Source organism: Selenomonas sp. F0473 (assembly GCF_000315545.1).
Classification (GTDB): domain Bacteria; phylum Bacillota; class Negativicutes; order Selenomonadales; family Selenomonadaceae; genus Centipeda.
Genome location: NZ_JH992902.1, coordinates 1,854,938 through 1,877,361, shown reverse-complemented (window position 1 = coordinate 1,877,361; position 22,424 = coordinate 1,854,938). Strand labels below are relative to the sequence as shown.

17 protein-coding genes and 2 tRNA genes are annotated in these 22,424 nt (G+C 61.7%); 1 reads left to right on the top strand and 18 read right to left on the bottom strand.

Going from position 1 to position 22,424, the window contains the following annotated elements; all coding sequences use genetic code 11:
- Positions 1–57: 57 nt before the first annotated feature.
- From HMPREF9161_RS08615 to motA, 4 genes are all read right to left on the bottom strand, one after another.
- A complete protein-coding gene (locus tag HMPREF9161_RS08615; RefSeq protein WP_009729281.1) occupies positions 58–1,605 on the bottom strand; it encodes a bifunctional ADP-dependent NAD(P)H-hydrate dehydratase/NAD(P)H-hydrate epimerase in 1,548 nt (515 codons plus the stop codon).
- On the bottom strand, positions 1,602–1,979 hold the full coding sequence (gene acpS, locus HMPREF9161_RS08610; protein WP_009729280.1) for a holo-ACP synthase: 378 nt from the start codon (positions 1,977–1,979) through the stop codon (positions 1,602–1,604). Before acpS ends, HMPREF9161_RS08615 begins: the two co-directional genes overlap by 4 nt.
- 87 nt (positions 1,980–2,066) lie before the next feature.
- Positions 2,067–3,002, bottom strand: a complete 936-nt coding sequence (locus tag HMPREF9161_RS08605) for a flagellar motor protein MotB (protein WP_009729279.1) — start codon at positions 3,000–3,002, stop codon at positions 2,067–2,069.
- A 1-nt stretch (position 3,003) separates the two neighbouring features.
- The gene (gene motA / locus HMPREF9161_RS08600) at positions 3,004–3,795 is read right to left on the bottom strand and encodes a flagellar motor stator protein MotA (protein ID WP_037348712.1); all 792 of its coding nucleotides are present in this window, start codon (positions 3,793–3,795) and stop codon (positions 3,004–3,006) included.
- Between the two features lie 243 nt (positions 3,796–4,038).
- On the opposite strand from motA, the gene HMPREF9161_RS08595 reads away from it, so the two are divergent.
- Positions 4,039–4,935, top strand: coding sequence for a LysR family transcriptional regulator (locus HMPREF9161_RS08595; protein WP_009729277.1), 897 nt, complete (start codon positions 4,039–4,041; stop codon positions 4,933–4,935).
- Between the two features lie 145 nt (positions 4,936–5,080).
- Here the strand turns inward: HMPREF9161_RS08595 and HMPREF9161_RS08590 are convergent, their stop codons facing one another.
- The 14 genes from HMPREF9161_RS08590 to HMPREF9161_RS08525 form a co-directional block, all read right to left on the bottom strand.
- Positions 5,081–6,424, bottom strand: coding sequence for an anaerobic C4-dicarboxylate transporter (locus HMPREF9161_RS08590; RefSeq protein ID WP_009729276.1), 1,344 nt, complete (start codon positions 6,422–6,424; stop codon positions 5,081–5,083).
- A 214-nt stretch (positions 6,425–6,638) separates the two neighbouring features.
- Complete coding sequence (locus tag HMPREF9161_RS08585) at positions 6,639–8,669, bottom strand: flagellar hook-basal body complex protein (RefSeq protein ID WP_009729275.1); 2,031 nt, start codon at positions 8,667–8,669, stop codon at positions 6,639–6,641.
- Between the two features lie 172 nt (positions 8,670–8,841).
- Positions 8,842–9,219 (bottom strand): TIGR02530 family flagellar biosynthesis protein, encoded by a 378-nt coding sequence (locus HMPREF9161_RS08580; protein ID WP_009729274.1) that lies wholly within the window; start codon positions 9,217–9,219, stop codon positions 8,842–8,844.
- A gap of 357 nt (positions 9,220–9,576) precedes the next feature.
- Complete coding sequence (locus tag HMPREF9161_RS08575) at positions 9,577–10,374, bottom strand: class I SAM-dependent methyltransferase (protein WP_009729273.1); 798 nt, start codon at positions 10,372–10,374, stop codon at positions 9,577–9,579.
- Positions 10,371–12,245, bottom strand: coding sequence for a DNA mismatch repair endonuclease MutL (gene mutL, locus HMPREF9161_RS08570; RefSeq protein ID WP_009729272.1), 1,875 nt, complete (start codon positions 12,243–12,245; stop codon positions 10,371–10,373). Before mutL ends, HMPREF9161_RS08575 begins: the two co-directional genes overlap by 4 nt.
- Complete coding sequence (gene mutS, locus HMPREF9161_RS08565; protein ID WP_009729271.1) at positions 12,242–14,854, bottom strand: DNA mismatch repair protein MutS; 2,613 nt, start codon at positions 14,852–14,854, stop codon at positions 12,242–12,244. The genes mutL and mutS overlap by 4 nt, the downstream gene beginning before the upstream one ends.
- A gap of 63 nt (positions 14,855–14,917) precedes the next feature.
- Entirely contained in the window at positions 14,918–16,228 is a 1,311-nt protein-coding gene (miaB, locus tag HMPREF9161_RS08560) for a tRNA (N6-isopentenyl adenosine(37)-C2)-methylthiotransferase MiaB (RefSeq protein WP_009729270.1), read from the bottom strand.
- A gap of 69 nt (positions 16,229–16,297) precedes the next feature.
- A tRNA-Cys gene (locus HMPREF9161_RS08555) sits at positions 16,298–16,371 on the bottom strand.
- A 6-nt stretch (positions 16,372–16,377) separates the two neighbouring features.
- A tRNA-Gly gene (locus HMPREF9161_RS08550) sits at positions 16,378–16,452 on the bottom strand.
- Positions 16,453–17,229: 777 nt separating this feature from the next.
- The gene (locus HMPREF9161_RS08545; RefSeq protein WP_009729269.1) at positions 17,230–18,447 is read right to left on the bottom strand and encodes a type II secretion system F family protein; all 1,218 of its coding nucleotides are present in this window, start codon (positions 18,445–18,447) and stop codon (positions 17,230–17,232) included.
- Complete coding sequence (locus tag HMPREF9161_RS08540; RefSeq protein ID WP_009729268.1) at positions 18,444–19,442, bottom strand: type IV pilus twitching motility protein PilT; 999 nt, start codon at positions 19,440–19,442, stop codon at positions 18,444–18,446. The genes HMPREF9161_RS08545 and HMPREF9161_RS08540 overlap by 4 nt, the downstream gene beginning before the upstream one ends.
- The gene (locus HMPREF9161_RS08535; protein WP_009729267.1) at positions 19,435–20,679 is read right to left on the bottom strand and encodes a GspE/PulE family protein; all 1,245 of its coding nucleotides are present in this window, start codon (positions 20,677–20,679) and stop codon (positions 19,435–19,437) included. Before HMPREF9161_RS08535 ends, HMPREF9161_RS08540 begins: the two co-directional genes overlap by 8 nt.
- Before the next feature lie 14 nt (positions 20,680–20,693).
- Positions 20,694–21,470 (bottom strand): tRNA pseudouridine(38-40) synthase TruA, encoded by a 777-nt coding sequence (gene truA / locus HMPREF9161_RS08530; RefSeq protein WP_037348873.1) that lies wholly within the window; start codon positions 21,468–21,470, stop codon positions 20,694–20,696.
- Between the two features lie 13 nt (positions 21,471–21,483).
- On the bottom strand, positions 21,484–22,299 hold the full coding sequence (locus HMPREF9161_RS08525; protein ID WP_009729265.1) for an energy-coupling factor transporter transmembrane protein EcfT: 816 nt from the start codon (positions 22,297–22,299) through the stop codon (positions 21,484–21,486).
- Between the last annotated feature and the right edge of the window lie 125 nt (positions 22,300–22,424).

The window sequence follows — 22,424 nt, the reverse complement described above, 5'->3', positions numbered from 1 at the left end:
TTAAGAAGCACGGTTGTGCCTCCTCAAATTTTAAAACCTATCATAGTACCGTTGAAACTACATTGTCAACTCTTTCAATGCCTTCGGGAGCTTCATCAAAATATCCCGCGCCATGAGACCGTTGCCTTTTCTCTCGTAGGTCAGATCCCCTGCGCGGCCGTGCAGGTGCACGCCGACGATCGGCGTCATACCGCTCTCCATCTGGCGCATCAGACCCGCGATCGTGCCCGCGAGCACATCGCCGCTCCCCGCCGTCGCCATCCCCGCGTTGCCGCAGGAGGTGAAGAACGCGTCGCCGTCGGGATAGACGACAATCGTGCACTCGCTCTTGACGACAAAGACCGCTTGGCACTCGCGGGCGGCATCCCGCGCCGTCTGCAGGAGGTTCCCGCGCACCTCGTCGGCAGGCTTGCCGAGGAGATGTGCGAACTCTCCGATATGCGGCGTGAGGATCGGCACCTGCGGCAGTTCGCGCAGGGCTCCCGTCTGTCCCGCAAATGCCCAAATCGCATCCGCGTCCATCACGAGCGGCGCCTTTACGTCCGCGGCAAAGAGGCGGACAAACTCCGCCGTCTCCGGCGCGCGGCCGATGCCGGGGCCGATCAGTACCGCATCGGCCTCCGCCGCGCGCGAGAGCGTCTTTTGCAGTCCGTCCATACCGCCGAAGCAGCCTTTCCCCTCGTCGGGAATCGGCACGACCATGACCTCCTGCATCTTCGCGGCGAGCACCTCGTAAACGCGTTCCGGCACGGCGAGCGTCACAAGCCCCGCGCCGACGCGCAGCGCCGCCTCTGAGGCGAGCGCCGCAGCCCCCGTCATCCCGACGGAGCCCGCGACGACGAGGATCCGGCCGCAGTCTCCCTTATGCACATCGCGGCGGCGTGCGGGCAGGAGTTTGGCGGCCGCCGACGCGGTAATCAACGACTGGCGCAGCGCGTTCCCCGCGAGAAGCGCGTGCGGAATGCCGATATCGTCGACGAGCAGTTCGCCCGTATAGTTTGCGCCCTGCCCGAGGAAATGCCCGACCTTGGCGAGGCCCAGCGCGAGCGTCCGATTTGCCTGCACCGCGAGGGAAGCGACGCGCCCGGTATCCGCCTCCACGCCGCTCGGCATATCGATGGAGAACGTCGGCTTCCCCGCCGTATTGATTTCCTCAATCAGGCGCAGCACGGGCTTGCGCAGTTCTCCCTGCACCCCCGTGCCGAGGACTCCGTCCACAACGCCGTCCGCAAATCGCAGCGACACGCGCAGCCGATCCCAGTCGCGGTCGCTCTCGAGCGGCCGCACCTCCGCGCCCATCGCGCGGACCGCCTCGTGCATCGCGCGCGCGGCATCGCCGAGATGTTCCGCGCGGCCGGTGAAAAAGAGCTTCACGCGCGCCCCCATATTCATGAGGTGGCGTGCCGCCGCAAACGCGTCGCCGCCGTTGTTGCCCCCGCCGGCAAAGACGCAGATCGCCTTTCCCCGGGCGTCGCCGACAAGCGTCGCCGTCTCTTCGGCCGTGCGCCGCCCCGCGTTCTCCATGAGTGCAAGAGCGGGCAGGCCGTACTCGCCCGCAACACGCTCGTCGATGGCGCGCATATCCGCCGCAAACGCTATATTCATCGCTGTCCCTCCAAAACACAATATGCCGTCGCATACTCTCGCTCATGACTGAGCGTCATCCATATCTTTGCAACGCCGAGCTTCGCCGCCCGCTCTGCAAATCGCCCCGCGAGAGTCACCTGCGGCGCGCCGAGCGCGTCGGGCAGGATCTCGATATCGCGCAGCGTTCCGTCGCGCAGCCCCGTGCCGAACGCCTTGAGCACGGCTTCCTTGCCCGCGAACCGCGCGGCAAAACTTGCGGCGGCACCCGCGCGGCGTCCCTGCGCATATGCGCGTTCCCCCGGCGTGTAGACCCGGGCGAGAAAGCGCGGTTTCTCCATCGCGCGCGCTATACGCGGCACGTGAACGATATCGCTGCCGATGCCCAAAATCATGCGTGCTCCTCCGCCTCAAAATGATACGAAAAGGAGCCATTGCGCCCGCAACAGCCCCTTTCAATCTCTCTTGTATTTCCCATGCGCTCAATGCTGCAGCGGCGCCGGCACAACGCCCGGCGTCGCCGGCATCGGCCGCTGTTCCGCGCCCATCGGCGCGACGCCGCCGCCCGTGTTCCCCGACGTCTGGGTGGTCGCCGCCTGTTTCGGCAGCGATGTCGAAGGCGCGTTCGCGCTCGTCTTGACCTGCCCGTCGGAGGAGGCCGCCGAATCCTCCTGACTGAACCGCATGCTCCGCGCGATGAGCACCTCGACGCGGCGGTTCTGCGCGCGCCCCTCGTCCGTATCGTTGCTTGCAATCGGACGGTATTCGCTGTAGCCGAGCGCGCTGAACCGCGCCGGATTGAGCGACGGCTGCGCGCTCATCAGGCCGCGCATGAGGCTGACGGCGCGCGCCGAACTCAGTTCCCAGTTGGACGGGAACTGCGCCGTAGAAATCGGCACATTATCCGTATGTCCGGAGATCGTCACACGCTCCGGCAACGACGTGAGCAGCGCCGCGATCACGGGAACGATCTGCTCCGCCTGTCCCTGCAGTTCGGCCGAGCCCGACTCGAACAGAGCCCTCTCCTTGAGCCGGATCATCAGTCCGTCTTCGGACAGTTCCGTACTCACTTGATCCTGGAGGTCATGTTCCTTGATATACTGATCGAGCTTTTCCTGTACCTCCGAGAGGTTTTCATTTTCCTTCAGATAGGCGCCGTTGCCGTTATCGGAGCCGCTCACCAGCGGCGCGTTCTGCGACGTCGAAGGCCCCATGCCCGAGAAGAACGACGGCCCGCCCATATTGAACGCCGCCGTAAAGGCCTCCGCAAGCGCCTGCATCTTCGACGCGTCGGTTTGGGACATGGCGAACAGCGCGATAAAGAGCGCGAGCAGCAGCGTCATCAGATCGGAATAAGGCAGCAGCCAAGCCTCACCCACTTCCTCCTCATGGGGTTTCGGATGCTTTTTCCGTGCCATATCAGCCCTCTCCCTTCAGCGCCTCACGCTCCGTCTGGGGGATAAAGACCATGAGTTTCGCCTCAATCGCCGTGGGCGAGTCGCCCGCTTGGAGCGAGAGAATCCCCTCAATGATCATGCGTTTCTGACTGACTTCCTGTTCGGACATGATCTTGAGTTTGTTCGCGAACGGCATCCACAGAACGTAGCCCGTGAAGATACCGAGAATCGTCGCGACGAATGCCGCCGCAATGGAGTGACCGAGCTTATCGATATCGTTCAGGTTGCCGAGCGCCGCGATCAGACCGACGACGGCGCCCAAAACGCCCAGCGTCGGGGCATAGGTGCCGGCCTGCGTGAACATCGAACGCCCCTCGGCGTGACGTTCCTGCATGATGGCGAGCTCGGCATCGAGCACGTCGCCGACAAAGTCCGGGTCCATGCCGTCGATGACCATGCCGAGGCCCGTGCGGAAGAACGGATCCTCTATCTCCTGCGCCTTGCTCTCGAGCGCGAGGATCCCCTCGCGCCGCGCAATCTGCGACAGTTCGATGAATTGCTGTACCAGCTGTCCCTTTTCCTGGAGCTGCGGAACCTTACAGGTCTTCTTGATGAGATTAAGAAAATTCCCCAGCTGCTCCATACGGAAGCCGATAAAGAGGCACGAGAACGTACCTCCGATGATGATGAGGAACGCCGCCGGGTTGTTCATTGCCGTCAGCGGCGCGCCTTTTAGGATCATACCAACAAAGACCGAGATAAGTCCCATGCAAATCCCGATGACCGTTGATTTTTCCAACGCAAAAGCCCCCAATCCATTTCTCGCGGTCGTCGAACGCGCGTCTCATGACTGCCCCATACAGCGTAGGTATCGGACGCACGTCCACATCTTCCTATATTATTCCATAATTCCCCGAAAAATCCTACCTGCTTTTTAAAAAAACTCTCAAAAATCCTAGAAATTTTTTCAATAAATTTACATTATCCAATCATATATTCGTCAAAAATATGATATAATAGAACCCATATAAAAAAAAATTATTAGGAGGATGGTTTCATGGAACTACGGCAATTGGAATATTTCCAAATGGCGAGCCGCTTGAAGAATATCACGCGCGCCGCCGAACGCCTTCGCGTCTCCCAGCCGAACATCACCGTTGCCATCAAAAAACTGGAAAATGAGCTTGGTATCCAACTCTTCGACCGCAGCCAGAAACAGCTCGCGCTCACACCCGAGGGCGCCGTCTTTCTCGGCCGCGTCGAGGTCGCGCTGCGCAGCATACAGGATGCTGTGCTCGAAGTGAACGATTACAAGCAGCTCCAGAAAGGCACGATCAAGATCGGCATCCCGCCCATGATGGGCGCGTATCTCTTCCCGAAGATTTTCTCGAGCTTCCAACGGCGTTACTCGCACCTCGAGGTCTATCTTCATGAAGAGGGCTCCGTCGCGATCCGGGAGCAGCTTGAACGCGACGAACTGGACTTCGGCATCATCATCATCCCGGAGGCGTCGCCCAGTCTTCAGCTGCTGCCGATGGCACGCAGCCAGGTCGTCTGCTGTGTCCCGGAGGACAGTCCGTTGGCCGCCCGCAAGGCGATCACGATGCAGGACATCGAGGGCAGCAGCCTCATCATGCTCAAAGAGGGATCCTTCCTCCGTCAGACGATGCTGCAAAAAATGAAAACGGCGGACATCACCCCAAACATCGTCCTCGAGTCCAACCAGGTGGTCACCATCATGGGACTCGTGGCGAGCGGCGTCGGCATCGCTTTCCTGCTCGATATGGTCGTCCGCGAGGTGCCCGGCATCCGCGCCGTTCCGCTCGCGACGCCCACCTATGTCGACGTGGGGCTCGCGTGGAAGCGCGACCGCTACATCTCGCGCGCGGCGCAGTCCTTCATCGACTTTAGCAAGGATACCCTCAGCCGCAGCGACGATCACAGCATACTCTGAACCGCGGCGAAAAACAATACCCATAAATATAAAAATCCCATGCACAACGGTGCATGGGATTTTTTGCGCACATTTATATGATGTATCTCGCAGGAGCGCGGCGCTGCCGTTCCTTACCGGAAGCCGCGCGCGCCTTGCCTTATGCTCAGAAGAGCAGATGCGCGACGACATACCCGACGCAGCAGCCCGAAATAACGCCGATCAGGCCGGGGATCATGAACGAATGGTTCAGGATGTATTTGCCGATGCGCGTCGTACCCGAGCGGTCAAACCCGATACACGCGAGATCGGACGGATAGGTCGGCAGGAAGAAGTAGCCGTAGCACGCCGATACGAACGACAGGATGAGCACGGGATCCATGCCCACGTTAATCGCCATCGGCACAACAATCGCGATCGCCGCCCCCTGCGAGTTGACAAGTTTCGACGTCAGGAATACCAGCACCGCATAGGCCCAGGGATACGTCTGCACCGCGGAACCGAGGAAGCCCTTCAGGAAAGTAATATGATTCATAAAATAGGTGTCGGCCATCCATGCGACGCCGTAGACGGAGACAAGCGCAACGATGCCCGAGCGGAATACCTGCGAGTTGCCGACATCCTTCGCCTTGAGTTTGCAGCTGACGAGAATCAAACCGCCGACAAGCAACATGATCATCTGAATGACCACGACCATCGAGATCGGCTTCGGCGCCGCGCCCTCCTTTGCGGCGAATTTCGGCAGGAGTTCGGGGAAATTGCCGAGCAGTGCAATAGCGATGATGCCCGCGAAGAAAATAAACATCGCGCGGTAATATTCCCTCGGGAGCTCCTTATCGAGCAGCGTCTCGGAGTCGCCGTAGACATACTGCTTGTTCTCCGGGTCGCGGATGAACTCTTGGAACCGTTCGTCCTGATCCAGATCCTTGCCGCGGCGGTAACTCCAAAGCGCCGCACAAAGCACGCCGCAGAACGTCGCCGGAATCGACACCGAGAGCACCTGGAACACCGTGAACTCATGCCCCGATACCGAGAGAAATGCGACGAGCGAAACGACGGCCACGGAGACGGGGGACGCGCAGATCGCCATCTGCGAAGCGACCGACGCAACCGCCATCGGACGTTCCGGACGGATGTTCTGCTTGATCGCGATATCGTAGATGATCGGGAACATCGTATAGACGACGTGTCCCGTCCCGCAAAGCACCGTCAGGAACCACGTCGTGAGCGGCGCGAGGATGGTGATATGCTTCGGATTGTTCCGCAGAAATCTCTCCGCATATTTCAGCATGACCGTAAGGCCGCCCGAGGTTTGCAGGAATCCCGCGCAGGTGACGACCGCGAGGATGATCAGCATGACGTCAACGGGCGGTTTGCCCGGCTGATAGCCGAACCCGAACGTGTAGATCACGAGGCCGAAGCCGCTGATCACCGCGAGACCAAGTCCGCCGTGCCGTACGCCGACGATCAGACAGACGAGGAGGACGATGAAGCCTAACAGCATTTCCATGAATATAATTCCTCCATTCTTTTAGAAAGCATCGCGCCCGCAACGCTTCCCACACAAGTTCTTCATCTTATATGCAGTCCTCACAATGTCCTCATTATACATCAGATCATTTTATAGGTAAAGTATCGTATATATAAATAAAATCTATACTTACAAACAAAAAACGAGCCCGCCGCATATTGCAGCAGGCTCGCCCGTAAATCCTATGAAATTCTTACCGCTTCATGTTGATGAGCGTCTCCAGCATCTCGTCGGAGACCGTGATGATCTTCGAGTTCGACTGGAATCCGCGCTGCGTGATGATCATGTCGGAGAACTGATCCGCGATATCGACGTTTGACATCTCGAGTGCCGAAGTCGTCAGCTCCGATCCGATATCCGCCGCGCCGCTCACCGTGCGCGTGCCGGAGTTGTTCGACTCCTGATAGAGATTGCCGCCCATCTTCGTCAGACCCGAGGGGTTGTTGAACTGCGCCATGGCGATCTGCGCCTCGGTCCGACGCACGCCGTTGGTATAGACGCCCGTGATGACGCCCGCGCTGTCGATCTCGACCTTCGAGAGCGTGCCCGCCGCGTTGCCGTCCGCCGTCCCCGAGACCGTGCTCGTACCCGAGTACTGCGTGATGGGAGACAGATTCAGCGTCAGCTGCTGCGGCGCGGCGCCGTTCGTATAGGTCATATTGAGCGATGCCGATCCGCTCACATAAGCGCCCGACGTATCGAATGTCAGATCGGTCTTTGTGAGCGCGACGGTCGTCGTGGTCCCGTCCGCCTCGGTAATATTGTAGGTGTCTCCGCCGCTGCCGAGCGACATCGTCCACTTGTTGTTTGCCGATTTGGTAAATACCACGGGCACGGAGTGCTTCGCGCCGAGCGAGTCATACACCTCGATCATCGCCGTGACGGAAGGATAGAACGTATCTCCCGCAGCATAGTTATGGCCGACAAGACCGTCGACAGTGGTGCCGCTCTTCGTATTCAGCGAAATACTGGATACGGTTTTTCCGCCAAACTCATAGGAGGATTCGCGCGTAATCGCCGTGATCGTGCCGTCCGTTGCGCTGCCCGTATGCGAGTATGACTGCGTCGCGCTCGTCACGGCAAGCGTTCCGGTGAGTTCGGCTTTATTGCCGTCTGCCGTCGTCACCGTGGCGCCACTATGACCCGTAACCTTTTTGATTTTGAGCTGGCCCGTATACTTATCTCCCACTTTATAAGTGAAACTCGTCGGGTTGGGGACGACCACGTCGACGGTAGATCCCGGATTGATGTTATTGTCCGTGTCAAGTGTCAGCTTCACTGTCGGCGGCGTCCCCGCAATCGTCGTGGCCGCCGTGATCGAGCCGCTGATATTGTAGGTGTCGCCGAAGGCATAGGTGCCCGTCGTCAGCCCCGTACGGTTCGCCGTAGCCGCACCGCCGATAGAGAGTGGGCTCGACGGATTGGAAGTATCTACGTCGAGCTGCAAATCCACCGTACCGCCGGTTTTCGCCGTGATATTGGAGATGTTGGACGTATAGAGCGTACCGGTGGGCGCGGAACCGATTGCCTGTGCCGGCGCCGTATTTGCGATTCTGATTTTCTTCCCCGTGCTGGTCGTCAGAATATAGCTGCCGGACTCCGTCGGCGTATAGGAACTGACCGTGCCCGTCGTGCCGTCCGCATAGCGCACGAGCGTATTCGCCACTTCGTAGCCCGGCGTGCTCGCATTGAGATTCTTCGTAAAGGACGCCGTCGTTGTCGTCGTCGCCTCCATCGACTTGCCCGCGGGGACGTTAATCTTTGTCGTATTCTCGCCCGCAGGCCGCACAACGCCGTTGTTCGCCATATAGCCCTGCACATAGAGACCCGTGCTCGGGATCGTGAGGTTGCCCTGCGCGTCGAACTCGAACGCACCGTTGCGCGTATAGTATTTCTGCTCGCCGCGCGAGACGACGAAAAGGCCGTCGCCGCGCGAGATCGCGATATCCGTATTCTTGCCCGTGGACTGCACGGAACCGTTCGTATAGAGGAGATCGGTGCTCGCCACCGACATGCCGAGACCGACCTGCTTCGGGTTCACGCCGCCGATCGTCCCCTGCGGTGCGGACGCGCCCGAAAGGTTCTGCGAAATCATATCCGCAAACGTCACGCGGCTCGCCTTAAAGCCCGTCGTGTTGACGTTCGCGATGTTGTTGCCGATCACATCCATGCGGGTCTGATGGCCCTTGAGGCCCGAAACACCCGAGAACATGGAACGCATCATAATGAATCTCTCCTTTGCTTGTGCGACAGTGCAAAGGAAGAGCCGTTATCTTTGCGGCGGACGGGATCCCTATAGGTCCGTATCGCCGCGGGAAACACCGATCATACGCAGTGTCCCCATGCCGACCGCACTAGTCGAGCGCGGTCAAAAGCCTCCCGTAGGTCCAGCTTTCTCAGATAATGGCTGCACTGTCAATGTTCGTAAAAATACTGTCTGCCGCGGTCACGTCGTCAAGCGCCGTAATCACGGTGCGGTTCGTCACGGAGACGACCATCGCCGTACTGTCCTTCATGTAGATCAGGGCTTCCCTCGCGCCCTTTTCCCGCATGCGGTCAATCGTACCGGCGAGCTTCTCGAGCTCGCTGTTCGTGAGCATCACGCCGCGCTTTTGCAGCCGCTCTTCCGCATGCTGCGAGAAACGGACGCGCTGTCTCTCTCCCTCGAGTACCTGTGCAAACGACGCTTTGCTGCCGCCTATCGCTCTTCGTCCCTGTCGGGTCCCCCCGCTTCCCTGCCCGACCAGCGCCGTCAGCTCGTCTGCAATTCTCATCGCATCACCTCCTCCGGTCTATGTAAATAAATAAAATGCTCCACCGTGTATATCGGCAGGATATTGGAAAAACTTAAATTTAGGTGAAGGTTTTTCGGCGCGTTGCAGTGAGGCGCATTTGCCCACGATGTAAGGCGCGCATCGTTCGGAAGAGGGCGACATAACGTATCCCCGTACAAAATGACGATGCTAGGTGTGAAAATACCGCGTTACGCCGCAACGTCATACCGCAACCCGAGTGACAGTCAAGCTTGGATGCATAGCTAGGCATGAGGAGAATACAAGCGAAGGCGTAGTTAAGAGCTATGTCGAGCGAAGTATTCGACGAATAACGACGCTAGGCGCCAAGATCGGCTGTCACGTCATCACGCCGTAAGCAACTCTGCTATACCTCCCTCCCACAACCTCACTAAATCCGAGCCGTTCAAACTCGCCGCTCCCGCGCCGCTCCTTCATCACGACACGCCGGCGGGCAACGCGGTACGCGGCAGCGACGGTCTCGGGGGTGAGCGCGCGCATGTCGGCGCTCGCCCGCAGGGCGTTCATCCCCGCGCTCTCATGCAGGGGACGGCGGAACATGGGATCAAAGTACACGACGTCAAAGCTGCCGTCAGGCTGCTCCCGCAGATAGGTCAGCGCATCCGCCGCATGCACGGCGATGCGCCGCATGGCGGCGTGCATCTCGTAGTTGTCCCCCGCGGCGTGCGCAAGCCCGTCGCCGATCACCGCCGCTATGAGCGGATTCGACTCGAGCGCCGTGACGCGCCCGGTCTCCCCGACGGCATAACTCTCGACGATGGCGTCCGCCCCGGCGCCGAGCGTACAGTCAAGCACGCGCATCCCCTCCGAGAGCGCAAGCGCTGCGACGAGATGATCCCCCTGTCCGCGCGTGAGGTTCTTGATGCGCAGATGCGACATGCCGGGGTGAAAAAAAAGTGCCCCCGACGGCGTGTCGAGGGTAAGGCGTCCATTGCGCGCCACAAGAACATTCCGCACGCCGCAGCGCGCGCGCAGATCGTCGAGCGAATCGTTCCCGCGCGGCACGTTCGGAATGCCGAGCCGCGCCGCCGTCTCGGCCGCAAGCCGCCGATTCGCCTCCGCGAATCGATGTCCGCGCCGCACGGTCGTCACGACGGCGTCAATCTCCGCCGTCATAGGTTGAACCCCGTGCGCTTGAACATCTTCGCGAGATCCGTCGTGTCGAATTTGAGAATTGTCGGCCGTCCGTGCGGGCAGGTGAAGGGGAACGGCGTCCCGCGCAGCTCCTCGAGTAGAATTTCCATCTGACGAAAGTTCAGTTCCTCGCCCGCCTTGATCGCGGCGCGGCATGCCATCGTTGCAAGCGCCGCCTGCCGCAGCTCGGCGGGCGTCGCCGCATGAAGATCGCCGAGCGAAACGAGAATCTCGCGGATCACGTGCTCCGCCTCGTCCGTCGGCACGTCGGCGGGCGCCTCCGTGAGACGGTATTCGCGGTCGCCTGCCGGCTCTAACCGAAACCCTAAACGGGAAAAGAGTTCGCTGTTTTCTTCAATATATTGGGCCTCGCGCGCATCGAACGAAAGGATCGCATGGACGAGCATCTGCTGCGACGGGATCCCCTCCGCGCGCGCGGAAAATCGGTCAAAGAGAATGCGCTCGTGCGCCGCGTGCTGATCGATGATATAGAGCGCCTGCGCGCTCTGCGCGACGATGTAGGTGAGGTCCACCTGTCCGATGGGCAGGAGGCCGCCCTCGATCGTCCCCTCCGGATGATTCTCCCGCCGGCCGTAGGGCGATGCGTCCTCCGCCGCCGCGAGCGCCACGCGGTCCTCTGCCCGCGCCCTGCCGATCGCATCCTGCGCCGTCCGCAGGTCGACGCCGCCCGCTGCCCGCCGGACCGCCTCGTGAACGGTCTGCGGGCGCGTCTCCGGCACCGCGTAAGGGCGCGCCGCGGATATGCGGGGCGGGGCGGCGGCGGGAATGTTCAGCGGCATCGCCTCGCAGCGGAACTTCGGCTTCTCGACCGCCGCCGCGATCGCCGCCGTCTCGCCCGCTGCGCCGCGTACGGCGTCGAGCACAGCCTTATAGACGGCCTTGAAGATGCGCCCCTCGTCCTCGAATTTCATCTCCGTCTTCTGCGGATGCACGTTCACGTCGATCGTGCGCTGCGGCACCTCGATGCGCAGCACCGCGAGCGGGAAGCCCATCTTCGGCACGAGGGAGCGATAGACGTTGTCGACGGCTTTCGCGATCGCACGGTTTTGAATCGTGCGCCCGTTGACGATGTAGGTCTGCCACGCGCGGCTACTGCGGATCATGGAGGGCTTTGAGATGTACCCCGTGATGCGGATGTCCCCCGCCTCGTCCGTAAAGTCGAGCGGGATGAGCGCCCCCGCGGCGTCGCCGCCGTAGATGCTCTCGATCGTCCGACGGAGGCTGTCGTCCCCCGCCGTCATGAGGGTCAGCCGGTTGTTGTTGACGAACCGGAACGCAATATCGGGGCGCGAAAGGGCGAGCATGATCACGTAGTCGCTGATTTTGCCCGCCTCCGTGCGGTCCGTTTTGAGGAACTTTTTCCGCGCGGGCGTGTTGAAAAAGAGCTCCTCAACGCGCACGGTCGTTCCGGCGTCGCAGCCCGCCTCCTCGATCTCGGGCGGCTTGCCGCCGATGATGTCGACACGCGTGCCGAGGTCGGCGTCCGCCGTACGCGTGAGGAGGGAAAAGCGCGATACGGAGGCGATCGTCGGCAGCGCCTCGCCGCGGAAGCCGAGCGTGCCGACCGTCTGCAAATCGGCGGCGGAGGCGATTTTACTCGTCGCATGGCGCAGAATCGCCGTCTCGGCGTCCGCGCGCGCCATGCCGCGCCCGTTGTCCGTCACGCGGATGAAGCTCGTTCCGCCGCCCATGATTTCCACCTCAACGGCGGTTGCGCCCGCGTCGATCGCGTTCTCCACGAGTTCCTTCACGACGGAGGCGGGGCGTTCAACGACCTCGCCCGCCGCGATCTTATTGATGGTCGCATCGTCCAGCACATGAATCCGCGTCATATCTGCCCCGCCTCCTTCCGCGCCTGCTCCTGCAGGCGGTAGAGTGTGTTCATCGCCTCGAGCGGCGTCATCGTCATCACGTCGAGTCCGCGCAGCTCTTCAAGCATGCCGCCTTCAAAGAGCGACGCCATCCCCGGCTCCTCCGGCGCGGGCGGCATATCCGGCTCTGGCTGCCCCGCAGCCGCCGCGGCACGCTGCCCCACGGCGCATTGCTCGAGCGTATGCAGAATCTCCTCTGCACGCTCCGTTACCTTCGGCGGGAGTCCCGCGAGCCGCGCGACATGAATGCCGTAGGATTTATCCGCCGCCCCCGCGACGATGCGCCGCAGGAACACGACCCGGCGCCCCTTTTCGCGTACGGCGATGCAGTAGTTGCGGATACGCTCATTCGCCATCTCCGTGAGCTCGTGATAATGCGTTGCAAAGAGCGTCTTGGCATGGATGCGCGCGTCGATATGCTCCACGACCGCGCGCGCGATGCTCATGCCGTCGAACGTGCTCGTCCCGCGTCCGATCTCATCGAGAATGACGAGGCTGTCCCGCGTCGCCTCGCGCAGAATCTGCGCGACCTCGTTCATCTCGACCATGAACGTGCTCTGCCCGCTCACGAGGTCGTCGCTCGCGCCGATGCGCGTAAAGATGCGGTCGACGGGCGCGATCTCCGCCGACCGCGCGGGAACGAAACTGCCGACCTGCGCCATGAGCGTTAAGAGCGCGACCTGCCGCATATAGGTGGATTTGCCCGCCATGTTCGGCCCCGTGATGAGCATGGTCTCCGTCCCGCCGTGGCTGAGGTGCGTGTCGTTCGGCACGAAGATGTCGCGCCCCAGGAGCCGCTCCACGAGCGGATGCCGCCCGTCCTTGATGACGATCTCGCCGTCGGATGCGGGGCGGATTACGGGGCGCACGTAGCGGTACGATGCGGCAGCCTCCGCCATGCTCTGGAGAACGTCGACGCGCGCAATTGTGCGGGCGACGGCTTGAATGGGGACGAGCCGCTCCTTCACGCGGTCCCGCAGTTCGGTGAACAAATGGTACTCGAGCGCAGTAATCTTTTCCTGTGCGCCGAGAATCTTCGTCTCGAACTCCTTCAGCTCCTCGGTGATGAAACGCTCCGCATTCGCGAGCGTCTGCTTTCGGATGTAGTCCGCGGGCACGCGGTCGCTGCCGCTGTGGCGCACTTCTATATAATAGCCGAACACCTTATTGTAGCCGATCTTGAGCGTCTTGATGCCCGTGCGTTCCCGCTCGCGCTCCTCCATCTCCTGCAGGAGCGACTTGCTGTCATGGGAAAAGCGGTGCAGCTCGTCGAGCTCCGCGTTGTAGCCCCTGCGGATGATGTCTCCATCGCGAACGGAAAGCCCCGGCTCGTCGACGATCGCCCGCATGAGGAGACCCTGCAGGTCGTCAAAAGTCTCGATGCCTGCGGCGGCGCGCATGAGCAAACGGCTCCGTGCCGCTGCAAGCGTCTCGCGCACAGCGGGGAGCGCCGCCAGAGACACGCGCAGCGCGACGAGATCGCGGGCGTTCGCGGACTGCGTTTCGATGCGCGTCAAAAGGCGCTCGAAGTCGTAGACCGAGCGCAGGTGTTCACGCAGCGCGCCGCGCAGGGACGACGCATCCGCGAGTTCCGCCACGGCGTCAAGCCGCGCGTCGATGCGGTGCGGCGCAAGCAGCGGGTGCTCGAGCCACGATTTGAGGAGACGCGTCCCCATCGGCGTGCGCGTGAAGTCGAGCACGTCAAAGAGGGTGTTCTTCTTGCCGCCGTCCCGCAGGCTGCGCGTAATCTCGAGATTGCGCAGCGTGTAGGTGTCAAGCTGCATGCTCGCCGCCGCATCGAGGAAGGCAAGGCGATTGATCTGCGAGAGATCGGCCATGACCGTGTCGTGCAGATAGCGCAGAAGCGCCGCGACCGCCGTACGCGCGCCCGCATCCGCCGGAATCTCCTCCGGCGGGAAATGCCGCGCGAGCAGAGCCTCCGCCCCCGCATCCGCCGAGACGATCGAAATCGCGCAGTGCGGCAGGCGCTGCCGTACAAACGCGCGCACATCGTCCGCAATCGACAGTCCCTCGGTAAAGAGCAGCTCCGCCGTCATCCGCCGATAGAGTTCGTCGAGGATCTGCTGCGCGGCGCTCTCCCCCGCATACGCGGCGTAGAAGCATTCGCCCGTCGAAATATCCGCCCCCGCGAGCGCGCAGCATCCCGGCGCCGTCTCGTGCAGGAGGGCAATGTAGACGTTCGACGCATCCTTTAACACTTCGTCGGAGAGGGCGGTGCCGGGCGTCACGACCTTGACCACCTCGCGCGGCGTCAGCCCCTTCGCCTTCGGATCGCCGATCTGCTCGGCGATCGCGACCTTGAACCCCTTCGCAACGAGGCGCGCGATATAGCTGTCGGCCGCATGGTAGGGCACGCCGCACATGGGATTCTTGTCGAGATCGCCGCTGCGGCTCGTCAGCGTCAGGCCGAGCTCCTTCGCCGCGATCTTCGCGTCGTCGAAGAACATCTCGTAGAAATCGCCGAGACGGAAAAAGAGCAGCTCGCCCGGATGCGCTTCTTTTGCCGCGAGATACTGCTGCATCATCGGCGTGATATTCTGTTGCTCCACGGCGATCCTCCTTATTATGGTATGTTCTTCACATCGGATTCTTTTGCGTCTGTTTCTGCACCCTTAACAGATTTCGCCCTTCAGCACCCATGTCTGCGCGCGGTCGATATGCACGCGGACGAAATCGCCCGCCCGCTCCGTGCCGTGGGGGAAGAGCACGATCTTATTCGTGCGCGTACGCCCGCTCCAAACGGCCGGGTCGTTCTTGCTCTCCCCCTCGACCATGACCTCGAGCGTCTCACCCGCAAGCCGTTCGTTGATCGCGCGGCTGATTCTGTTCTGCTCCTCCATGAGGCGGTTCAGCCGCGCGTGCTTCACGTCGTCCGGCACCTGATCCTCCATGCGCGCCGCGGGCGTGCCCGAACGTTTCGAGTAGAGAAACGTATACGCCGAGTCGTAGCGGATCTCGCGCAGGAAGTCGAGCGTTGCGGCGAAATCCTCCTCCGTCTCCCCCGGGAACCCCACGATGAGATCGGTCGTGAGACTCGCTTCGGGCAGCGCCTCACGCACGCGCCGCACGCGCTCGCGGTAGGACTCCACCGTGTAGACGCGGTTCATCGCCTTCAGGATGCGGTTGCTGCCGTACTGCACGGGGAGATGGATATGCTCGCAGATGTGCCGCCCGTTTTTGATGGTATCGATGAGTTTATCGCTGATGTCCTTCGGATGCGACGTCATAAAGCGCACACGACGGATGCCCTCCACCTCGTCCACCATGCGCAGGAGGTCGGCAAAGTCTGCCTGCTTGTGGTCCTTTCCGTAGGAGTTCACATTCTGCCCGAGGAGCGTCACCTCGGTATACCCCCCCTCGACCGCGCGGCGCACCTCCGCCACGACGTCCCCGGGCGTGCGGCTGCGCTCGCGCCCGCGCACATAGGGGACGATGCAGAACGTACAGAAATTATTGCAGCCGTACATGATCGGCACCCACGCCGAGAACCGGCCGCCGCGCGCGATGGGAAGGTTCTCCGCAATGGCACTCCCAATCGCCGTATCGACGACGGGCGAGCGTTCCGCGCCGATCTCCGCGATGATGCGCGTCAGCTCCTGGACCTTGCCCGTGCCGAGCACGAAGTCGATGTGCGGCGCGCGGTGCATGAGGCGGTCGCCCTCCTTCTGCGCCATGCAGCCCGCGATGCCGAAGATGAGATTCGGATTTCGCTCTTTGAGTTTTTTTATCTCGCCAATCTTGCCGTAGACTTTATCCTCCGCGGACTCGCGCACACAGCATGTGTTGATGAGAATCACGTCGGCGGTCTCCATATCCTCCGACCGCGCGTAGCCGACCGATTGGAGCTGCCCCTCCATGCGCTCGGCATCCGCGATATTCATTTGGCATCCGTAGACGAGTATCTTATAGCGTCCCGTGGACATTCGTTTCCTTCCCCATGACACAGATAGTAAAAAAGTCCGGAAGACGCTTTCCGGACTGTGTTTCTTATTTGGAGGCGACACCCAGAATCGAACTGGGGATAAAGGTTTTGCAGACCTCGGCCTTACCACTTGGCTATGTCGCCGAACAATGGAGCGGAAAACGAGGCTCGAACTCGCGACCCCCACCTTGGCAAGGTGGTGCTCTACCACTGAGCTACTTCCGCACAATGTCTTCCCGCCGCGTTATGCGCGACATGGGATATTATAGCCACAATCAGGAATGCTGTCAAGTCTAAAATCCCGCGGCATCGCTTTAGCCGGTCGACCCTGAATTGCGGCAGCAAGCGAGATTCCCGGAGAAAAATCTAGACTGTATTTAGTATAACCCATCGTATCAAATATCCTGTAATTTTGCAAAAAAAGCTTGCTCCGGATACGCATTTATGCTATGATAAACACAGAAAAGAGATATATCTCCTCAGTTCGACAGTAGCAGAAAGGAGAATGTCTATTGACACAAATTCTTCAGCGCGGCGACCGGGCCCCTTGACGGGAATGCATCTTTGAAGAATCAACGAGCGCACGACACATCGGCGCTCCCATGGCATAGTGTCAGCAAGGCTGGTCGCAGCGTCGTCACTCCCCGACTGTCGGGGCAGATGACATGTCCATCTGTACGATTCGATTTCGAAAACCAAGCGCGCAAATTGGATGAATCTACGAGATCTCCAAAACGGTTTCAGCTGAACGTACAAAATAGACCGGTTCCGCCGGCGCGAACGCACGCGGCGATTCGCACGACGGAGACGAGCCGCCACAACTGAATAAGGACGGATCTAAGTTTTATGATGATATCGGTATAAACCGGCAGCCTGTTCGAAAGAGAGCGGTTGCCGGTTTTTTAGTGCGTTTATTTCCCGCTGTTCAATGCCGCATTTTCCATACGGCTGATCTGAAAATCGTCGCCGACGTATAAGGCGGGGCGCGGAGCGCGTTCCCCTCTACATCAATTGATCCATCGCCTCAAAAACCGGCAGCAAAAAGGAAAGAACGCCAAAGAAGATGACGCACGCAATCATGACGATCATCACAGGCTCGGCCAATGATTCCATACGCGCGGAGAGCTGCTGCGACATGCGTTTACAATACTCCGCCGCCTGACGCAGGAGGCGTTCAAGATCCCCGGCGGACTCCCCGGCCGCAAGCATTCCCTGCAGGATCTGCGGCAGCTGATTTTCCCGAGACAGCGCCCGCGCCAGGGTCTGCCCCTGAAGGAGCCCTCGCTCCACCCGTTCCAACGAGCGGGCGAGCACACGGTTCCCCGCCACGGACCGCGCTAGATGCACGGCGCGATCGAGGCGGATGCCGCTGTGCATGAGGATGGCAAGCGTCCGCAGGATCATCCCCCAGGCCGCAAAGCGAATGAAACGTCCGAGGATAGGAATACGCAGGAGCGCGGCGTCGATCCGGAACCGCAGCGCGGGGATACGCACTAAGACAACGCCTCCCATGAGCAGTGCCGAGAGTGCAAAAATCAAGAGATAGGGATGCGCGGCGGCCGTATCCGCGGCCGTCAGCAGGATCCGCGTCGGCAGCGGCGGCTCCGTGCCAAGATCCCGCAGGAGCGAGGCAAACACAGGCAGCACAAATATCGTCATCAACACAATAGAACATGCCGTTGCCGCAAGGAGAAAAATCGGATAAGCCAACGCGCTCTTGAGAGACTCCCGCAGCGTATGCGCCTCGGTCAAAAACGCCGCCGCCTCGGCAAAGATTACGTCCAGCGTTCCGCTCTCCTCGCCCGCGCGCACCATACCGACAATACTGGGCGGAAAATCCTCGGGGTGCCGTTCCATCGCCCGCGACAATGCGGTGCCGCGCAGCACCTCTGCATGCAGCGCGCGGACAAGTCTGCCGAACGCAGACGTTTCGTTCGTTCCGTCCGCAAGCCTGCCCAACGCCTCATGGAGAGGCAGCCCCGCGGCAAGAAGCGCGGCAAGCTCTTGAAAAAGAGCGATCCGTTCCTCCTCCGCCACGCGGCCGCGCAGCTGCAAAGGCATGCGCCTCATCGGAAAAATATGCCGCCGCTCCTCGATTTGCACGACGACCAACCCGTCGGCGGCAAGAGCGCGCGCCGCAGCAACCGCGGTCTCCGCCTCGATCCGCCCTTTAACGCGCCGGCCGTCCGACGTACAGGCACGATAGGAAAAGGGCTTCATAGGATAAGCCCCGCGGCACGCAGCGCCGCCTCGGCCATCGCGGACGTCTGCATCCCCTGTGCGGCGCCGCTCATCATCACGGAGCCGAGCTGCCCGTAATGCCCTTGGCGGATCATGTTGCGCACCGCGGGCGTCGCGCAGAGCGCCTCGATCACGGCAACGCGGCCGCCGTCCTTTCCCGGTACGAGCCGCTGGGCAAAGATCCCCGTCACGACGTCTGCAAACTGTGCCCGCACGGCGTCGCGCACATCCGCGGGAAACATGCTCTCCACACGCATTGCCGTCTGCTCCGCGCTCCGCGTATGGAGCGTGCCAAGGACAAGAACCCCCGTCGACGCGGCCGAAAGGGCAGCCTCCATCGTCTCGCGGTCGCGGATCTCACCGATGAGCACGATATCCGGGTCTTCCCGCAGGGCGCTCCGCACGGCCGCCGGGAACGAAATAAAATCGCGCCCCAAGGCGCGCTGGCTTACAAACGCGCGGGCCGGCTCAAAAATATACTCGATCGGATCCTCAAGCGTCACAATATGCGCCGCACGCGTTTGATTGACCGCCTGCAGCAAAGCGGCAATCGTGGTCGTCTTGCCCGAGCCGGTCGCCCCGCAGACAAGCGCCAGACCTTCGCGTGCGGTACACAAGGTGCGGAGCGCCGCGGGCATCCCGATCTCCTCCACACTTCGGATCCGTGCGGGCAGAAGGCGAAGCGCAAGCGCCGGCACATCCCGGACGCCGTATATATTGCCGCGAAACCGCCGGCCCTCATACCGCCATGAAAAGTCGACGTCGCGGTGCGCGGCCAGCTCCGCCCTCTGCGCTTCCGAGAGCATCTGCACCGCGAGCGCGCGCATAAACGCCGCGCTCGGCACCATTTCTTCGGCATAAAGCACGCCGTCGCGGCGCATCTGCACGCGCTGATCCGCCGCGGCATGCAGATCGGATGCCTCCGCCGTCATCGCGCGCCGAAGAATATCCTCCCACAGCGCCTGCTCATCCATAGAGTGCCCTCCCGACTTCATCCAAGGTCGTCTCGCCTGCAATCGCCTTTGCAAGGCCGTCCTGCCACAGCGTCTCCACGCCGTCTGCTTCCGCCGCCGCACGCAGCGTTTCTTTATCTTCCTCCCGAAGGATTGCCGCACGAATGCGCCCCGAGATGGGGAGCACTTCGTGAATCGCCATGCGTCCGCGGTACCCGGTGCCGCGGCAATGAACGCACCCGCCGCCGCGCGTGAGGGTCAGGCCTTCTCGGTACAGCGGCCCCAACCGAAGTGCCTCATGCGACGCGGGCGCCACTTCATAGGTTTCGCGGCAGTGCGGACAGATCCGCCGCACCAGCCTCTGTGCAATGACGCCCGAGAGCGTCGCGGCGAGGAGATAGCGCGGCACGCCCATCTCCACCATGCGGAACACGGCCGACACCGCGTCCTCCGTATGGAGCGTCGAGAAAAGCGCGTGCCCCGTGAGCGCGATGCGCACGGCCATCTCCGCCGTCTCGCGATCGCGGATCTCGCCGAGCAGAATCTTCTGCGCATCCTGCCGCAGCGCGGCGCGCAGTCCCGCCACAAAAGTCAGCCCCGCTTCCGGATTCACTTGAATCTGGCTGACGCCCTCAATGCGCCGCTCCACGGGATCCTCGAGCGTCATGATATTGCAGCTCGGATCATTGAGCGCCGAAAGCGCCGCATAGAGGGTCGTCGTCTTGCCCGAGTTCATCGGTCCGCAGAGGAGCAGCAATCCGGTAGGGCGACGGATCAGGCCCTCGAACAGCGCGAGATTTTTGGATGAAAAGCCGAGTTCCGCACAGCCGAGGAAGCGTGCGTCGGCATCCAGAATGCGCACGACCATGCGCTCCCCGTCGACGACGGGAAGCACCGCGACACGCATATCGACCGCACGCCCGCCGCTGGCACGCCTCAGCTGTCCGTCCTGCGGCCGGTTGCGCTTGGCGATATCAATGCCCGCCATCACCTTCAGCCGCGCAATGACGACCGGGGCGAGCTCCGCAGGCAGAGGAACGGGGCGCTCCTGCAGCAGACCGTCGACACGCAGGCGGATGCGGAGTCCGTCGCGCTGCGGTTCGAGGTGAATATCCGTCGCGCCCGCGGCGATCGCCGCATCGAGAATCTCGTTGACGAGCGCCACGACATGACTGCCGTGTGCCCCCGCATCGAGCGATCCGCGGCGCACCTCGCGCGCCGCCTCGGCCACCAGCCGCTCTGCCGCCTGCCGCTCCATGTCCTCCGCTCCTTTCATTCCGCCGTACGGGGATTCCCTTCGTAGTCCACGCGAAGGAGATACAGCCCGCAGGCCGGTGCCGTCGGACTCGCCAGTTTCCGGTTCCGCGCGGCAAAGATCTCGGCAAACCGCCGCGTCGAAATATCCCCAAGTCCCACATGCACGACCGTACTCATAATATTCCGCACCATATGATAGAGGAATCCGTTGCCGTGGATATAGCAGGTAAGGCGCCCGTCCACCTCCGCCTCCAACCGGATCTCGTCCAGCGTCCGCACGGGCGACATCGGTTTCCCTCCCGCCGCACGGAACGAGCTGTAGTCGTGCGTTCCGACGAGGAGCGCAAGCGCCGTACGCATCGCCTCGACATCGAGCGGCCGGAAGATCTGCCACGCATAGCTGCGCGTAAACGGATTTGGAACCGCGCACCGCTCGATACGATAGAGATACGCCTTGCCTGTCGCCGCATGGCGCGCGCTGAAATCCCGCGCCGCTTCCCATGCCTCCGTGACGGCAATGTCGGGCGGCAGGAGCCCGTTCACCGCACGCGGCAGACGCGCGGCAGGAATCCGCCCGTCGGTGAAGAAATTCACCACCTGCCCGTAGGCATGCACGCCCGCGTCCGTCCGCCCCGCCGCGGCAATTTCCACCGGCTCTCCGCAGACCTGCGCGAGCGCCACCTCGAGCACGTTCTGTACGGCGACGACGGGCGGCGACTGCCGCTGGAACCCGCGGTAGTTCGTCCCGTCATAGGCAACGCGCAGAGCAAGGTTCCGTGCGCGCGCCTTCATCATCTCCACATGCTCAGGGCGCAAGACGCAGTCCTCCAAGGCTCGCAAGGTAGACGCACGCCGCGCCCGCCAAAAAGATCCCGATTGCCGCATAGTCGAGCCGCCCCACGCGCATCTCCTTCATCCGCGTGCGCCCCTCGCCCCCGTGATAGCAGCGCGCTTCCATTGCGAGCGCAAGTTCGTCCGCGCGCCGGAATGCCGAGAGAAAGAGCGGCACAAGGATGGGGACAACCGCGCGCAGGCGGCGCAGGATATTTCCCTGCTCAAAATCCATCCCGCGCGCTTTCTGCGCCTTCATAATGCGGTCCATCTCCTCGAGCAGCGTCGGTACGAAACGCAGCGCGATCGTCATCATCATCGAGAGCTCGTGTACCGGGATGCCCACACGGCGCAGCGGAGACATGAGCGCCTCAAGCCCATCCGTCAGCCGCAGCGGGCTCGTCGTCAGCGTCAGCAGCGTGCTGAGCAGGATGAGCAGGATGAGACGCAGGCCGATATAGCCGCCGCGCGCGAGTCCCTCCCACGTTGCCGTGAACACGCCGAGGCGGAACGCCGCCGTGCCCGGCGTCATAAAGAGATGCACAAGAAACGTAAAGACGACGATCCACAGAATCGGACGGACGGAGCGCAGCTGCAGCATGAGAGGAACCCGCGAGGTCACCATGAGGAGCGCCGTCGCTGCGCAAAGCACAGCGACGCCCGCCGGATTTTCCACAAAGAAAACGAGCAGCAAAAAGCCGACGAGCAGGAGGATCTTCACGCGCGCGTCCATACGGTGCAGGAAGGAATCCCCCGGCAAATATCGGCCGATTTGGATATCCTGAAGCAAAAGTTACCACATCCCGGTTGTTTTTTCTCATTATATCATAAAGCGGCGCTTTTTCATTTCTTTTTCGCAGGAACTATGTTATAATATGCGTCACATAAAATTACGTATGACGACACAACGGAACC